Source organism: Pseudomonas silensiensis (assembly GCF_050434865.1).
Classification (GTDB): Bacteria; Pseudomonadota; Gammaproteobacteria; order Pseudomonadales; family Pseudomonadaceae; genus Aquipseudomonas; species Aquipseudomonas fluorescens_W.
Map to the genome: position 1 here is coordinate 85,134 of NZ_JBNDJH010000029.1, position 15,678 is coordinate 100,811.

Below are 15,678 nucleotides of genomic sequence, written 5' to 3' on the forward strand. Positions count from 1 at the left end.
ATGTCAAAAGGGCATTCGCTACAAGACCCTTACTTGAATACTTTACGTAAAGAGAAAGTGGGGGTTTCCATCTACCTGGTCAACGGTATCAAGCTGCAAGGCACGATCGAGTCTTTCGACCAGTTCGTTATCCTGCTGAAAAACACCGTCAGCCAGATGGTTTACAAACACGCTATCTCTACAGTGGTGCCGGTTCGTCCAATTCGTCTGCCTAGCGCAACCGAATCCGAAGCAGGTGACGCTGAGCCAGGTAACGCCTGATAGGAGTCTCCTTTGTTCTTTGAGCGCCACGGTGGTGGTGAGCGAGTGATCCTCGTTCACTTGGATGGACAGGACCCTGAGGCGCGCGAAGATCCGCAGGAGTTTCAGGAATTGGCTAATTCGGCTGGCGCCGAGACCGTTGCGTTTTTTAACGTGCCGCGTCATCGGCCAACCGCCAAATTCCTGATCGGTAGCGGCAAGGTCGAGGAACTACGCGACCTGGTCCATGCCGAAAAGGCAGATCTGGTGATCTTCAATCACATCCTCACGCCCAGTCAGGAACGTAACCTCGAACGTGTTTTCGAGTGTCGCGTGATCGATCGCACCGGTCTGATTCTCGATATTTTCGCCCAGCGCGCCCGTACCCATGAAGGCAAGCTCCAGGTAGAACTGGCCCAGCTTGACCACATGAGCACCCGGCTGGTTCGTGGCTGGACTCACCTTGAGCGTCAAGGTGGCGGTATCGGCATGCGTGGCCCGGGTGAAACCCAGCTGGAAACCGACCGCCGCTTGCTGCGGGTTCGCCTGCGACAGATCAAAGGCCGGCTGGAAAAAGTGCGCAGCCAGCGCGAACAGTCGCGACGTGGCCGTATGCGTGCGGATATCCCTACCGTGTCTTTGGTGGGGTATACCAACGCCGGTAAATCCACGCTCTTCAATAACGTGACGAAATCCGACGTGTACGCGGCTGACCAGTTGTTTGCCACGCTGGACCCGACCTTGCGCCGTCTGGAACTGGACGACCTGGGGCCGATTGTCCTGGCTGACACTGTGGGTTTCATTCGCCACTTGCCCCACAAGCTGGTCGAAGCATTTCGGTCTACCCTCGAAGAGTCGAGCAACTCCGACCTGCTGTTGCACGTGATCGATGCGGCCGAACCGGATCGCATGTTGCAGATCGAGCAGGTGATGGTGGTGTTGGGCGAGATCGGTGCCCAGGACTTGCCGATCCTCGAGGTCTATAACAAACTCGATTTGCTTGAAGGCGTTGAGCCACAAATCCAGCGCGACGAAAACGGCAAGCCTCAACGGGTCTGGCTATCGGCGCGTGATGGCAGTGGTCTGGAATTGCTTGAGCAAGCCATTGCCGAGTTGCTGGGCAGTGAGTTGTTTATCGGTACCTTGCGCTTGCCGCAACGATTCGCTCGACTGCGTGCGCAGTTCTTCGAACTTGGAGCGGTGCAGAAAGAAGAACACGACGAAGAAGGTGTCAGCTTGCTGGCCGTTCGATTGCCCCGTTCGGAGCTCAATCGGCTGGTTAGCCGTGAAGGCGTTGTGCCGACAGAGTTCATCGAGCAACACACTTTGCAATAAAAGCCTGGAAAAGCGGTTGTGCCGCGGTGACGGGCATTCTGTAGCATTGGTCGGCGCGCCGTGGGTGCGTCTTTGCTTTATCAGATGGAGAGCGCTATGGCTTGGAATGAGCCGGGTGGCAACTCGAATAATCAGGATCCTTGGGGTGGCAAGCGCCGCAATAACGGCGACCGCAAGGGACCACCGGATCTCGACGAGGCCTTCCGAAAGCTGCAGGAAAGCCTGAACGGGTTGTTCGGTGGTGGTAAGAAACGCGGTGATGACGGTGGCGGTTCGGGCAGGAGTAGCGGCTTCGGCGGTCTGCTCGGCATCGGCCTGGTCGTGTTGGCGGCCGTGTGGCTGTACAGCGCGGTCTATGTGGTCGACGAGCAGGAGCAAGCCGTAGTGCTGCGCTTCGGCAAGTACTACGAAACCGTTGGCCCGGGCCTGAACATCTATTTCCCGCCGATCGATCGCAAGTACCTGGAAAACGTCACGCGTGAGCGTGCCTATACCAAGCAGGGTCAAATGCTGACTGAAGACGAAAACATCGTCGAAGTGCCGCTGACCGTGCAGTACAAGATCAGCAACCTGCAGGACTTCGTGCTGAGCGTTGATCAGCCGGAAATCAGCCTGCAGCACGCGACCGAAAGTGCCTTGCGCCACGTGGTGGGTTCCACCGCTATGGATCAGGTGCTGACCGAAGGTCGTGAATTGATGGCCAGCGAAATCAAGGAGCGTCTGCAACGCTTCATGGATACCTATCGCACCGGCATCACCGTTACTCAGGTCAACGTACAGAGCGCAGCCGCACCGCGTGAAGTGCAGGAAGCCTTCGATGACGTGATCCGCGCCCGTGAAGACGAGCAGCGTTCGCGTAACCAGGCTGAAACCTACGCCAACGGCGTCGTGCCGGAAGCCCGTGGTCAGGCCCAGCGCATCATCGAAGATGCCAATGGTTACCGTGACGAAACCGTCTCGCGCGCCAAAGGTGAGGCTGATCGCTTCACCAAACTGGTGAGCGAGTATCGCAAGGCACCTGAAGTGACCCGTCAGCGTCTGTACCTGGACACCATGCAGGAAGTCTTCAGCAATACCAGCAAGGTTCTCGTGACCGGCAACAAGAATGGCCAGAGCAATCTGCTGTACTTGCCGCTGGACAAGATGGTCGAAGGCGGTCGCAACACCAGCACTCCGGTGACCGGCGCGGCAGCCACCAGCAATGAAGCGAATGTGCGTGCAGCCGATCTGCAGCAACAGCAAGCACGTACCAGGGAGAGTCGCTGATGAGCAATAAATCGCTGATCGCCCTTATTGTCGGCGTCGTCGTGGCGATCGCTGCCTGGAACTGTTTCTACATCGTGGCTCAGACCGAGCGTGCGGTGCTGCTGCAGTTCGGTCGTGTGGTCCAGACAGATGTTCAGCCGGGCCTGCATGTGAAAGTGCCTTACGTTAACCAGGTGCGTAAATTTGACGCACGTCTGATGACGTTGGATGCACCGACACAACGCTTCCTGACGCTGGAAAAGAAAGCCGTCATGGTTGATGCCTACGCCAAGTGGCGCGTGAAAGATGCCGAGCGCTTCTACACCGCGACTTCCGGCCTCAAGCAGATTGCTGACGAGCGTCTTTCCCGTCGTCTGGAGTCGGGCCTGCGTGACCAGTTCGGTAAGCGCACGCTGCACGAAGTGGTGTCCGGTGAGCGCGATGCGCTGATGACCGATATCACCGCTTCGCTGAACAAGATGGCGGAAAAAGAGCTGGGCATCGAAGTTGTCGATGTTCGGGTCAAGGCCATCGATCTGCCGAAAGAAGTGAACCGCAGTGTGTTCGAGCGCATGAGTTCCGAGCGTGAGCGTGAAGCTCGCGAGCACCGCGCCAAGGGTAACGAGCTGTCGGAGGGCATTCGTGCCGACGCTGATCGTCAACGCCGCGTGTTGCTGGCTGAAGCCTATCGTGAATCTGAAGAGGTTCGCGGTGACGGTGATGCCCAGGCCGCTGCAATCTACTCCAAGGCCTACGGCCAGGATCAGGAGTTCTACGGTTTCTACCGTAGCCTGCGTGCCTACCGTGAAAGCTTCGCGAACAAATCCGACGTCATGGTCCTGGACCCAAGCAGCGACTTCTTCCGTTACCTGGAAAAAGCCAAGCCTTGATACGACGTTGACCTGAATCATCCCCCGCCTGACGGCTAACACCTCGGGCGGGGTGATCCTTTGGGAAAACGTGTGTATGATGCGGCAGCCGGGAAATTCCCGGCTTTTTTGCGTCTGCACGTTTGATTGCTGTTTTTTATGCAGGCGTCCGAGTTGAATGACTCGACAGGTTTTTCGAGGAAAGTGGTTGGCGAAGCCGGTTTCAGGCTTTTCGCCGCGTTGTTCATGCGCGTGGTTTGTGCGCATGAGCCGATCATTTTCTGCTTCACTCAAGGCTCGCCCAAAGGCTTGCCGCCCGGATCATAGGGGAATGGCGTAATGGCAACGGTAGACCGCTGGCTGCTGCCAGATGGCATCGAAGAAGTACTGCCACCAGAAGCGGCGCGCATTGAAGTCGCGCGTCGTCAGGTGTTGGATCTGTTCCAGAGCTGGGGTTACGAGTTTGTCGTGACTCCCCATATCGAGTACCTGGAATCCCTGCTGACCGGCGCGGGCCAGGACCTCGATCTGCGTACCTTCAAGGTCATCGACCCGCAATCGGGCCGGCAGATGGGTTTCCGTGCCGACATCACGCCGCAAGTGGCGCGTATCGATGCGCATACCTTGCGACGCGAAGGCCCGAGCCGTCTGTGCTATGCCGGTAGCGTGCTGCACGCTCAGCCGCGCGCCTTGTCGTCCTCGCGCAGCCCGATCCAGCTGGGTGCCGAGTTGTACGGCGATGCCAGCCCGAGCAGCGACGTGGAAGTCATCAGCCTGATGTTGGCTATGCTGCAACTGGCCGATGTGCCGGATGTGCACATGGACCTCGGTCATGTCGGTATCTACCGCGGCCTGGCTCGCGCCGCCGGTTTGTCCGGTGAAGTTGAACAACAGTTGTTCGATGCATTGCAACGTAAGGCCATCGACGAGGTCATTACCTTGACCGAAGGCTTGCCTGCCGATCTGTCGGGCATGTTGCGGGCGCTGGTCGACCTGTGTGGCGGCCGTGAAGTATTGAGCGCTGCGCGCGAGCGTCTGGCGAATGCGCCGGCGCCAGTACTGGCCGCTCTGGACGACTTGCTGGCGATTGCCGAGCGTCTGTCCACGCGTTTCCCTGAGTTGCCGTTGTATTTTGACCTGGGTGAGTTGCGCGGCTACCACTACCACACCGGTGTGGTGTTTGCGGTGTTTGTGCCGGGTGTTGGCCAGTCCATTGCTCAGGGCGGTCGTTACGACGACATCGGTGCCGACTTCGGTCGCGCCCGTCCGGCAACCGGCTTCTCTACTGATTTGAAAACCCTGGTGACCCTGGGGCGTGCTGAGATCGAGTTACCGTCTGGCGGTATCTGGATGCCTGACAGTACGGATGCGGCACTCTGGCAGCAGGTTTGCCAGTTGCGCAGTGAGGGTCAGCGTGTCGTTCAGGCTTTGCCTGGGCAACCTTTGGCCGCCGCCCGTGAAGCGGACTGCGACCGGCAATTGATTCAGCAGAACGGGCTTTGGCAAGTATCGCCACTGGCTTCTTGAGTTTTCCTGCCGGCCGCGGCCGGCACCAAGTTTGCGCGAATGAGGACAAGTGTTATGGGTAAGAATGTCGTAGTCCTGGGCACCCAATGGGGTGATGAGGGCAAAGGCAAGATCGTTGATCTGCTGACCGAACATGCTGCCGCCGTAGTGCGCTACCAGGGTGGCCACAACGCTGGTCACACCCTGGTGATCGATGGCGAAAAAACCGTCTTGCACCTGATTCCGTCGGGCGTGCTGCGCGAAGGCGTGCAGTGTCTGATCGGCAACGGCGTGGTGGTTGCACCTGACGCCCTGCTGCGGGAAATCGTCAAGCTGGAAGAGAAAGGCGTACCGGTGCGCGAGCGCCTGCGTATCAGCCCGTCCTGCCCGCTGATCCTGTCCTTCCACGTTGCGCTGGACCAGGCCCGTGAAAAGGCCCGTGGCGAGCTGAAGATCGGTACAACCGGTCGCGGCATCGGCCCGGCCTACGAAGACAAGGTTGCGCGCCGTGGTCTGCGTGTTGGCGACCTGCTCAACATGCCGCGCTTTGAAGACAAGTTGCGTGAACTGGTGGACTACCACAACTTCATGCTGGTGGGTTACTACAAAGAGCCGGCCATCGAGTTTGAAAAGACCCTGGCTGAGTGCAAAGAATACGCTGAGCTGCTCAAGCCGCTGATGCTGGACGTGACGGCCGAGCTGCACGACCTGCGTCGCGCGGGCAAAGACATCATGTTTGAAGGCGCCCAAGGTTCGTTGCTGGACATCGACCACGGTACTTACCCGTACGTGACCAGCTCCAACACCACCGCTGGCGGCGTGGCTACCGGTTCGGGTGTTGGCCCGATGTTCCTGGACTACATCCTGGGCATCACCAAGGCTTACACCACGCGTGTAGGTTCGGGTCCATTCCCGACTGAATTGTTCGACGAAGTCGGTGCGCACTTGGCCAAACAAGGTCACGAGTTCGGCGCGACTACCGGCCGTGCCCGTCGTTGTGGCTGGTTTGACGCTGTTATCCTGCGTCGCGCTATTGATGTGAACAGCATCTCGGGCATCTGCCTGACCAAGCTGGACGTACTCGACGGTCTGGAAACCATCAACATCTGCATCGGCTACAAAGATGCCGCAGGTAACGATGTTGCCCCGACTGACGCTGACAGCTACGTGGGTCTGAAGCCGGTGTACGAAGAAGTGCCGGGCTGGACCGAGTCGACCGTGGGTGCCAAGACACTGGAAGAGCTGCCAGTCAATGCTCGTGCCTACATCAAGCGCGTCGAAGAGCTGATCGGCGCACCGATCGACATTATTTCGACGGGCCCGGACCGCAACGAAACCATCGTTCTGCGTCACCCGTTCGCTTAATAAGTCGTTGATGTAAAACACAAAGGCCCCTTAATTGGGGCCTTTGTCGTTTCTGTCTGTCGGACGGCACGACCCTTGCTGTGAACTTCATTAAGCGCATCGCTTCTAGCGTGCCATCAATTTAATGGCGTTAAAGCAGAGGGATTCTAAGTGTCGGCCGTTCTCTCACTGTTACAAAGCCGTCTATTACGGCCTGTGTTCGTTACCCTTGGTATCGCCCTTTTGGTGCAGGTGCTGGTGGCTGTTGCTTTGACTCGGAGCACGGTGACTGCACTGGAAGCCGATCTGGGTGTGCGCCTGGGTGCCGACAGTCAAAAACTTTCCGGTGAGTTGGAGCAAGCAGGGCGTGAGGTCACGTCGAGCCTCGACAGCCTCTCCACCAGCACGCGCCAGCGCCTTACGGCGGGCTTGTCCTCGCGATTGAAGGACGAGCAGGCACAGCTGCGTGCGACGCTGGAGAAGGATCTGAAGGACTCCGCCAATGATATGGCGCAGCTTCTGGCTTCGGTCGCGCCCCGCGCCATGTGGGACAGCGACGTTCCAACCCTGTCCGAATTCGCCCGCCGGGCTCAGCGCAATCCCAACGTGTTGTTCGTGATCTATGACGACGCCACCGGCCAGCACCTGACCCGCTATTTGAATCGCGAGAACCCGATCAACAAAGCGCTGCTGGAGAAGGGCCAAGGCGAGCGTGCGTTGGACAAAGTGCTGGATGCGGCGAAGAACGATCCATCGGTCTACTACCTCGAGGCCTCGATCAGCCCCAATGGCGTGGAAATCGGCAAGGTTTTGATGGGCGTCTCTACCGCTTCGGTGGAAGTCGATCTGGCAGCCCTGGACAAGCGCTTCACCGCGCTGATCGCCAGCAGTGATCAACTGGTCGGCGACAGCCTCAAAGGCGCGGCGGCTGATAGCGCAGCGGCAATGGGCGCGCGTCTGAAGTCGGCGCAATCCACGGCTTCTGAAATGCAAGCCAACACCACCAGCACTGTTCAGGAGGCGGCGGGCACATTGCGCTGGCGCATCGGCATGGGTCTCGCGCTGGTCGGTTGCGGTGTGCTGCTGTTGCTCGCGGTGGTGCTGGGTCGTCGAGTGGTCAATCGCCTGAAATTACTGATTGCGGCCATGGATGATTTGGCGGCGGGCGAGGGTGATCTGACCAAGCGTGTGCAAATCAACAGCAAGGACGAGATCGGCGATATGGCCTCGGCGGTCAATCGCTTTGTGGATAAGTTGCAGCCGATCGTGCGCGAAGCGGGCGATGTGGCTCAGCGCACTGGCGTGGAAATCGGCGCCATGACCTTACGCAATGCCGGGGCCGATAAAGCAGCGGGCATGCAGCGTGATGAAGTGGCGGAGAGCCTGCGTGCGTTGTCGCAGATGGCGGATGACGCTCAGTCTGAAAGTCACGCCATGCAGGCGGCCTTGCAGCAAGTGGTGGATATTCGTTCGGCCACGGATGAAAACACGCGGACCTCGGCGAAAGTCGGCAGTCTGATCGAGGCGTTGGCCGGGCAGGTCGATACCGGGGCGAAAGTCATCGAGCGGCTGGCGCAGCAGAGTGAGCAGATTGAAGTGGTGCTGACGGTGATTCACGGGATCGCCGAGCAAACCAACCTGCTGGCGCTGAACGCAGCGATCGAAGCGGCGCGTGCGGGCGAGACCGGTCGCGGGTTTGCCGTGGTGGCCGATGAAGTGCGGGCGCTGGCGAGCAAGACGCAGAGTTCCACTGGCGACATTCAGGCGCACATCGTTGCCTTGCAACAAGGCGCGCGTGAGGCGGTGGCCGCGATCGGTCAGGCCGGGCGTCAGGCCAGCGAAGGTTTGCTGGTGTTGCGTGACAGTGCGCGGTTGCAGCAGTCGGTGCAGACGTCGGTCGAACAAGTGCATGCGGCGATAGGTCTGGCAACGCAGGCAGCGGCGCATCAGGCGCAAGGCGCGCAAGCGGTGCGTGGTCGCGTTGAGACCATTCATGCACAGGCTGAGAAAGCGGCTCAAGCGGTGGTGGAAACCACGGCCAGCGGCAAGGTGCTGGATGGATTGGCGGCGCAGTTGAAGGCGAGTCTGGGGCAGTTCAGGGCTTAGGATTTTCTTTGCCCGGACTGACCTCTTCGCGAGCAAGCCCGCTCCCACAGTGATTGTGGGTGGACACAAAATTTGTGAACACCTCAAATCCCCTGTGGGAGCGGGCTTGCTCGCGAAGGCGGTCTTAACGGCTCAAATACATCCGCGTCGTTAATAGATAAACCGGCAACCCCGACACCAAAATCAACAACGCCGCATAAGGCGCCGCCGCCGCAAACTCCACATTTGCGGTATGCGCCCACACTTCGGTGGCCAGCGTATTAAGCCCGGTCGGACTCAGCAGTAAGGTCGCCGTCAGTTCCTTCATCGCATCCAGAAACACCAGCGCAAACGCTGCGCCCAGCGCCGGGAAAATGATCGGCAGCGTCACCCGGCAAAACGCACTGAAAGACGATGCTCCCAGCGTGCGTGCAGCCTCCTCCAGTTGCGGCGCAGCCTTGTTCAGCGCCGTACGAATCGGTGCCTGCGCCAGCGGCAGAAACAACAGCGCATAAGCAATCAGCAGCAGCGCAGAAGTCTGGTACAGCACCGGCACATAGTGCAGGGCGAAATACACCAGCGTCAGAGCGATCACCAGTCCTGGCAGTGCATGCAGCAGATACGGCAAGCGTTCGGCCCAGATCGCCAATTGGCCCTTGTGGCGCACCACCAGCAATCCCACCGGCACTGCCAGCACCAGGCACAGCGCGGCGCCGCCCAGCGACAGCGCCAGGGAGGAGAGCAGCGCCTCGCTGATTGCCGCCACCGGGAAGGCTGCCGACGAACCCACTGCTAGCCAGTACGCCAGCATTCCGAGCGGAATACCGCTGCCGATGATCGCCAGCGCCAGGCAATAAAGTTGTCCGGCGGCAGCCCAAGGCCCCAGCCGAACCTGTTCCGCATGTCGGGCCGCGCCCTGACCGGTACGCACGTGTCGGCCCTTGCCGCGTACGCGCAGTTCCAGCCACAGCAGTATCAGACACAGCGCCAACAACACCGCGGAAAGCATCGCAGCATTCGCGTTACTGAATTCCAGTTCGAACTGTTGATAGATCGCGGTGGTAAAGGTTTGCAGTCCAATGATCGACAGCGCACCGAATTCCACCAGCATGTGCAGCGCGATCAGCAGCGAACCGGCGAGCAGTGACGGCCAGAGCAGTGGCAGAGTGATTCTGAAAAATACGCCCCAGCGATTCTGCCCCAGTGTGCGGGCGGATTCTTCGAGGGAGGGGTCGAGATTGCGCAGGGTCGCCGCGACCGGCAGAAAGATCAGCGGATACTTGGACAGGGTCATCACCAGGATCGCCCCGCCCAAGCCTTCGAAATGAGCGCTCAGCGAGACCCAGGTAAAGCTGCTGACAAATGCCGGTACCGCGAACGGCAGGCACAGAATCACGCCCCACAAGCGCCGCCCCGGCAAGTTGCTGCGCTCAAGCAGCCAAGCCAGCGACAGGCCGATCACGCCACAGGCGAGCGTCACACCGACCATCAGCGCCAACGTGTTGCGCAGCAGGCCAAACACATAAGGGCGCCACAACAAATGCAACGCCTCAGCCCAGCCGGCCTGCCAGGTCTTGAGTCCGACATACGCCAGCGGCAACAGGCTGAGCACCACCAACAGAAAAACCGGCAACAACAACCAGATCGATGGCCGCTTGCGCCGTGGCACGTAACCCCCGCTCGAGGCGGGGGCGGATAGCGATACGCTCATCAGTTCAAGCCAACGTCACGTTCCAGGTCCAGGGCTTCCTCGGCATTGCCGAGATCGGCGGGCGTGACCTTCGGTGCCTCAAGTTCGCTGAACGGCTTGAGCCCGCGATCCGATTCCATGCCTTTGTGCAGAGGGTACTCGGCGGTGGTCTGGGTGATCACGCGCTGACCTTCTTCACTGGCCATGTAGGCAAGGAATTGCTGGGCTTCTTTTGGGTGTTTGCTGGACTTCAGTACGGCCGCACTGGAAACAGTGATCAGTCCGCCGACGTCGCCTCCGGTGAAATAATGCAGTTTCGAATCGAGCTGGCCTTTTTCACGCTGTAAGGCGAACCAGTAATAGTTGTTCACGAGCACGGTAGCGACTTCGCCGTTTTCCACCGCCTTCAGCGCAACCATGTTGTTGCTGTAGGTCTTGCCGAAAGCGCGCAAGCCGGTCAGCCATTCTTCGGCCGCGTCCATGCCATGCACTTTGATGATTGCCACGGCCTGTTCCTGGAAGGCGCCACTGGTAGGTACGAAGCCGACCTTGCCTTGCCATTTCGGATCGGAGAACTCCATGACCGACTTGGGCAGGTCTTTTTCATCAATCAGTTTCGGGTTGAAGGCGACCACGCGGACCCGGGCGGTGACACCGATCCAGGTGCCATTGCCGGCGACGTAGTCTTTGGGCAGAACGGCGAGGGTGGCGGCATCGGTCTGTGCAAGCAGGCCTTGTTCGCCGAGTTTGTTCAAAGGTGGCGATTCTTCGGTGTAGATCACGTCGGCGGGGGAGCGATCTCCTTCTTCGACGACCTGGCTGGCGAGCTGGTTGCTGCTGCCTTTGCGCACATTGACGTGAATTCCGGTCTTGGCTTCGAAGGCTTTGGCGATGGCGTCGCCGACTTCTTTGTGTTGACCGTTATAGAGTGTCAGGGAAACCGGTTCGGCGGCATGGGTGAGGGGAGTGGCGAGTGCCAGGCCGAGCAGGGTGATGGTCAGGCCGCGGCGCAGGGTATTTCGAAATATCATTCGCAAGGTTCCTCACTGTCGCATTGCAAAAACTTGAAACAATGATAAACGATATTGTTTCTCAAGTGCGCCTTGCAGGAGGTGCGAGATTTTGTCTGAGGTGGCTAGTGCGAGCCTTTGTGGCGAGGGAGCTTGCTCCCGCTCGGCTGCGAAGCAGTCTCCCTCGCCACAAAAGGCAGCATTGATATATTTTCAAATGCCAGAAACGCAAAAACCCGCTTTCGCGGGTTTTTGTGAAATTTCAGATCGACTCTGAAATTTGAATTGGTGCCCAGAAGAAGACTCGAACTTCCACGACCTTGCGGTCACCAGCACCTGAAGCTGGCGTGTCTACCAATTTCACCATCTGGGCATAATCTTCAGCGTTGCCGCTGTTGATGTGGCGCACTATACGGAGAGCTTTTTGATCTGTAAACCCCTGATTTAGTTTTAATAAATCAGAGGCTTAGAATACAAAAAACCCGCTTTCGCGGGTTTTTGTGTGAGCCTTGAAATTGAACTAATCTCAAGCTCGAAATTGGTGCCCAGAAGAAGACTCGAACTTCCACGACCTTGCGGTCACCAGCACCTGAAGCTGGCGTGTCTACCAATTTCACCATCTGGGCATTATCGGCAATGCGTCTGCGTCGTCGATGGCGCGCACTATACGGAGCGTCTTTTTAACTGTAAACCCCCGACATCAAAAAAACCTGGAATATTTTACCAGCGGCATTTAATTCAGCGTTGCGGTGTCGATAAAGGGCTTTAGATGGGCTGTCACAGCCTGAAATTTCCCGTTTCATTACGCCTATGCCAAACTAACCCGCATATAGACAAGGTGAAAACTCTCTAATGGCCGATTGGCAGTCCCTCGATCCCGAGGCCGCTCGTGAAGCGGAAAAATATGACAACCCTATTCCTAGCCGCGAACTGATCCTTCAGCACCTTGCTGATCGGGGTTCGCCTGCTAACCGCGAGCAGTTGGTCGAAGAGTTTGGTCTGACGACAGAAGACCAGATCGAAGCCCTGCGCCGCCGCCTGCGCGCCATGGAGCGCGACGCTCAACTCATCTATACCCGTCGCGGCACCTATGCGCCGGTGGACAAGCTCGACCTGATCCTGGGCCGCATCAGCGGTCACCGTGACGGCTTCGGCTTCCTGGTCCCGGACGACGGCAGTGACGACCTGTTCATGAGCCCGGCGCAAATGCGTCTGGTGTTCGATGGCGATCGTGCCTTGGCCCGTGTTTCCGGCCTTGACCGTCGCGGTCGCCGCGAAGGCATGATCGTCGAAGTGGTGTCCCGTGCCCACGAGACCATCGTTGGTCGCTACTTCGAAGAGGGCGGTATTGGTTTTGTCGTTGCGGACAATCCGAAGATCCAGCAAGAAGTGCTGGTCACGCCGGGTCGTAATGCCAACGCGCAGATCGGTCAGTTCGTCGAAGTGAAGATCACTCACTGGCCGACACCACGCTTCCAGCCGCAAGGCGACGTGGTCGAAGTCGTGGGTAACTACATGGCGCCGGGCATGGAAATCGACGTTGCCCTGCGCACCTACGATATTCCTCACGTCTGGCCTGAGGCTGTGCTGAAAGAAGCCGCCAAGCTCAAGCCGGAAGTCGAAGAGAAAGACAAAGAGAAGCGCATCGACCTGCGTCATCTGCCGTTCGTCACCATCGACGGCGAAGATGCGCGCGACTTCGATGATGCGGTCTACTGCGAAGCCAAGCCGGGCAAGCTGCGCCTGTTCTCCGGGGGCTGGAAGTTGTACGTGGCGATTGCCGACGTTTCCAGCTACGTGAAAATCGGCTCTGCGCTGGACAACGAATCCCAGGTTCGCGGTAACTCGGTGTACTTCCCTGAGCGCGTGGTGCCGATGCTGCCTGAGCAGCTGTCCAACGGCCTGTGCTCGCTGAACCCGCACGTCGATCGCCTGGCCATGGTTTGCGAGATGACCATCTCCAAATCCGGCGAGATGACCGACTACTGCTTCTACGAAGCGGTGATTCACTCCCACGCTCGCCTGACCTACAACAAAGTCAGCGCGATGCTGGAAACGCCGAAACTCACCGAGGCGCGTCAGCTCCGTGGCGAGTACAACGACGTTCTGCCGCACCTCAAGCAGCTCTATGCGCTCTACAAGGTGCTGTTGGCCGCTCGTCACGTGCGTGGCGCGATCGATTTCGAAACGCAGGAAACCCGGATCATCTTCGGGACCGAGCGCAAGATTGCCGAAATCCGTCCAACCGTTCGCAACGACGCCCACAAGCTGATCGAGGAATGCATGCTGGCGGCCAACGTGGCCACCGCCGAATTCCTGAAAAAGCACGAAATCCCTGCGCTGTACCGCGTCCACGATGGCCCGCCACCGGAGCGTCTGGAAAAACTGCGCGCCTTCCTCGGCGAGCTCGGTCTGTCCCTGCACAAAGGCAAGGACGGCCCGTCGCCGAAGGATTACCAGGCATTGCTGGCGAGCATCAAGGACCGTCCGGATTTCCATCTGATCCAGACCGTCATGCTGCGTTCGTTGAGTCAGGCGGTGTATAGCGCTGATAACCAGGGTCACTTCGGCCTGAATTACGAAGCCTATACCCACTTCACCTCGCCGATCCGTCGCTACCCGGACTTGCTCACGCACCGGGCGATTCGCAGCGTCATCCATTCGAAAATGGACACCCCGCACGTTCGCCGTGCTGGCGCGATGACCATTCCGAAAGCGCGCATCTATCCGTACGACGAAGCGATCCTGGAGCAGCTCGGCGAGCAGTGCTCGATGAGCGAGCGCCGTGCCGACGAAGCGACCCGCGACGTTGTGAACTGGCTCAAGTGCGAGTTCATGAAAGACCGTGTGGGCGAGTCGTTCCCGGGTGTGATCACTGCCGTGACCGGTTTTGGTCTGTTCGTCGAGCTGACCGATATCTACGTCGAAGGCCTGGTGCACGTCACCGCGCTGCCGGGCGATTACTACCACTTCGATCCTGTGCACCACCGCCTGGCCGGTGAGCGCACCGGTCGCAGCTTCCGTCTTGGCGATACCGTTGAAGTGCGCGTCATGCGCGTCGACCTCGACGAACGCAAGATCGACTTCGAGATGGCTGAAAAAACCATCAGCGCGCCGATTGGCCGCAAAAAGCGCGGAACAGAAACCGCTGCACCTGCTGCCAAAACAGCTGCTGAACCGGCCCCGGCGAAAACAGGTCGTCGTCCTGCCAAGGAAAAAGCTGTCGAAGCCTATCGCCCGAGCGACGCCGCGGCGAAAAATGCCGAATTGCGCAAAAGCCGCGAAATGAAGCAGGCGTTGTTGTCTGAAGCGAAAAGCGGCGGTAAAGCGGCGTCTGGGGGAAAGACCGGACGGTCGGCGCCTGACAAGGCTCCCGGCGGCAAGCCAGCCAAACCGAGCAAACACCGTAAAGGCCCGCCAAAAGCGGGTTCTGCTCCAGCCGCCAAAAGCGGCGGGGCGCGTAAGCCGAAGGCCAAGTCATGAGTAATTTGGAAAAGATCTACGGCGTGCATGCTGTAGAAGCGTTGCTGCGTCACCACCCAAAACGCGTCAAGCAGATCTGGCTGGCCGAAGGCCGCAGTGATCCGCGGGTTCAGACGCTGATCGTGCTGGCTAACGAAAATCGCGTGGCCGTCGGCAACGCCGAGCGTCGCGAACTGGATGCCTGGGTTGAAGGCGTGCACCAAGGCGTGGTGGCGGACGTGAGTCCTAGCCAGGTCTGGGGTGAGGCGATGCTCGACGAATTGCTCGATCGCACCGAAGGCGCACCGCTATTGCTGGTGCTCGACGGCGTGACCGATCCGCACAACCTCGGCGCCTGCCTGCGTTCGGCCGATGCGGCCGGCGCATTGGCGGTGATCGTGCCGAAGGACAAGTCAGCCACGCTGACCCCGACGGTACGAAAAGTCGCTTGTGGCGCAGCGGAAGTGATTCCGCTGGTCGCCGTCACCAACCTTGCGCGCACCCTGGAAAAACTCAAGCAACGTGGCTTGTGGGTTGTCGGTACGGCGGGCGAGGCTGAGCAGAGTCTGTATCAGCAAGACATGACTGGCCCGACCATCCTGATCATGGGGGCTGAAGGCAGCGGCATGCGTCGCCTGACTCGCGATCTTTGCGATTATCTGGTGCACCTGCCGATGACCGGTAGCGTCAGCAGCCTCAACGTATCCGTGGCGACTGGCGTTTGCCTGTTCGAGGCTCAGCGCCAGCGTAGCGTCAAAGCCGCCGGAACCGCCAAAAAGTCTTAAACCAGTTGTGATCCCTGTGGGAGATTCTATGTTGCCCCGCAACCCTGAATTCTCAGGCTGACAAGTATTCGCTCTGATTTTTCATCAGGGCGAATGCCACCCGACAG

The 15,678-nt window shown here is 59.1% G+C and carries 11 protein-coding genes and 2 tRNA genes; 9 read left to right on the forward strand and 4 right to left on the reverse strand.

Annotation, left to right across the window (positions count from 1 at the left end; genetic code table 11):
* The 7 genes from hfq to QF010_RS29775 all read left to right on the forward strand — a co-directional run bounded on the left by hfq (position 1) and on the right by QF010_RS29775 (position 8,645).
* Positions 1 to 261, forward strand: a complete 261-nt coding sequence (gene hfq, locus QF010_RS29745; RefSeq protein ID WP_007902656.1) for an RNA chaperone Hfq — start codon at positions 1 to 3, stop codon at positions 259 to 261.
* Positions 262 to 273: 12 nt separating this feature from the next.
* On the forward strand, positions 274 to 1,575 hold the full coding sequence (hflX, locus tag QF010_RS29750; protein ID WP_033055543.1) for a ribosome rescue GTPase HflX: 1,302 nt from the start codon (positions 274 to 276) through the stop codon (positions 1,573 to 1,575).
* 96 nt (positions 1,576 to 1,671) lie between these two features.
* Positions 1,672 to 2,841, forward strand: coding sequence for an FtsH protease activity modulator HflK (hflK, locus tag QF010_RS29755; protein WP_033055544.1), 1,170 nt, complete (start codon positions 1,672 to 1,674; stop codon positions 2,839 to 2,841).
* A complete protein-coding gene (gene hflC, locus QF010_RS29760; RefSeq protein WP_008156983.1) occupies positions 2,841 to 3,710 on the forward strand; it encodes a protease modulator HflC in 870 nt (289 codons plus the stop codon). The genes hflK and hflC overlap by 1 nt, the downstream gene beginning before the upstream one ends.
* A 318-nt stretch (positions 3,711 to 4,028) precedes the next feature.
* Positions 4,029 to 5,216, forward strand: a complete 1,188-nt coding sequence (locus tag QF010_RS29765; protein WP_007939588.1) for an ATP phosphoribosyltransferase regulatory subunit — start codon at positions 4,029 to 4,031, stop codon at positions 5,214 to 5,216.
* 54 nt (positions 5,217 to 5,270) lie between these two features.
* Positions 5,271 to 6,560, forward strand: a complete 1,290-nt coding sequence (locus QF010_RS29770) for an adenylosuccinate synthase (RefSeq protein ID WP_033055545.1) — start codon at positions 5,271 to 5,273, stop codon at positions 6,558 to 6,560.
* Positions 6,561 to 6,710: 150 nt separating this feature from the next.
* Positions 6,711 to 8,645 carry a methyl-accepting chemotaxis protein gene (locus QF010_RS29775; RefSeq protein WP_033055546.1) on the forward strand — a complete coding sequence of 645 codons (1,935 nt, stop codon included), beginning with the start codon at positions 6,711 to 6,713 and terminating at the stop codon, positions 8,643 to 8,645.
* 124 nt (positions 8,646 to 8,769) lie between these two features.
* Here the strand turns inward: QF010_RS29775 and QF010_RS29780 are convergent, their stop codons facing one another.
* From QF010_RS29780 to QF010_RS29795, 4 genes are all read right to left on the reverse strand, one after another.
* On the reverse strand, positions 8,770 to 10,335 hold the full coding sequence (locus QF010_RS29780; protein ID WP_429534513.1) for an ABC transporter permease: 1,566 nt from the start codon (positions 10,333 to 10,335) through the stop codon (positions 8,770 to 8,772).
* The gene (locus QF010_RS29785; RefSeq protein WP_429511261.1) at positions 10,335 to 11,345 is read right to left on the reverse strand and encodes an extracellular solute-binding protein; all 1,011 of its coding nucleotides are present in this window, start codon (positions 11,343 to 11,345) and stop codon (positions 10,335 to 10,337) included. The genes QF010_RS29780 and QF010_RS29785 overlap by 1 nt, the downstream gene beginning before the upstream one ends.
* A gap of 265 nt (positions 11,346 to 11,610) precedes the next feature.
* Positions 11,611 to 11,697, reverse strand: a tRNA-Leu gene (locus QF010_RS29790).
* A 166-nt stretch (positions 11,698 to 11,863) separates the two neighbouring features.
* Positions 11,864 to 11,950 (reverse strand) — tRNA-Leu (locus QF010_RS29795).
* A gap of 226 nt (positions 11,951 to 12,176) precedes the next feature.
* Here QF010_RS29795 and rnr point away from each other — a divergent pair.
* Both rnr and rlmB read left to right on the forward strand, forming a co-directional pair.
* Positions 12,177 to 14,807, forward strand: a complete 2,631-nt coding sequence (gene rnr, locus QF010_RS29800) for a ribonuclease R (protein ID WP_429534514.1) — start codon at positions 12,177 to 12,179, stop codon at positions 14,805 to 14,807.
* Positions 14,804 to 15,571 carry a 23S rRNA (guanosine(2251)-2'-O)-methyltransferase RlmB gene (rlmB, locus tag QF010_RS29805; protein WP_429534515.1) on the forward strand — a complete coding sequence of 256 codons (768 nt, stop codon included), beginning with the start codon at positions 14,804 to 14,806 and terminating at the stop codon, positions 15,569 to 15,571. The genes rnr and rlmB overlap by 4 nt, the downstream gene beginning before the upstream one ends.
* Positions 15,572 to 15,678: the final 107 nt, after the last annotated feature.

Coding starts and splice junctions, on each gene's coding strand:
- QF010_RS29770 (WP_033055545.1), top strand. CDS start 5,271: ATGGGTAAGAATGTCGTAGTCCTGGGCACCCAATGGGGTGATGAGGGC.
- hfq (WP_007902656.1), top strand. CDS start 1: ATGTCAAAAGGGCATTCGCTACAAGACCCTTACTTGAATACTTTACGT.
- hflK (WP_033055544.1), top strand. CDS start 1,672: ATGGCTTGGAATGAGCCGGGTGGCAACTCGAATAATCAGGATCCTTGG.
- rlmB (WP_429534515.1), top strand. CDS start 14,804: ATGAGTAATTTGGAAAAGATCTACGGCGTGCATGCTGTAGAAGCGTTG.
- QF010_RS29780 (WP_429534513.1), bottom strand. CDS start 10,335: ATGAGCGTATCGCTATCCGCCCCCGCCTCGAGCGGGGGTTACGTGCCA.
- hflC (WP_008156983.1), top strand. CDS start 2,841: ATGAGCAATAAATCGCTGATCGCCCTTATTGTCGGCGTCGTCGTGGCG.
- QF010_RS29785 (WP_429511261.1), bottom strand. CDS start 11,345: ATGATATTTCGAAATACCCTGCGCCGCGGCCTGACCATCACCCTGCTC.
- rnr (WP_429534514.1), top strand. CDS start 12,177: ATGGCCGATTGGCAGTCCCTCGATCCCGAGGCCGCTCGTGAAGCGGAA.
- QF010_RS29765 (WP_007939588.1), top strand. CDS start 4,029: ATGGCAACGGTAGACCGCTGGCTGCTGCCAGATGGCATCGAAGAAGTA.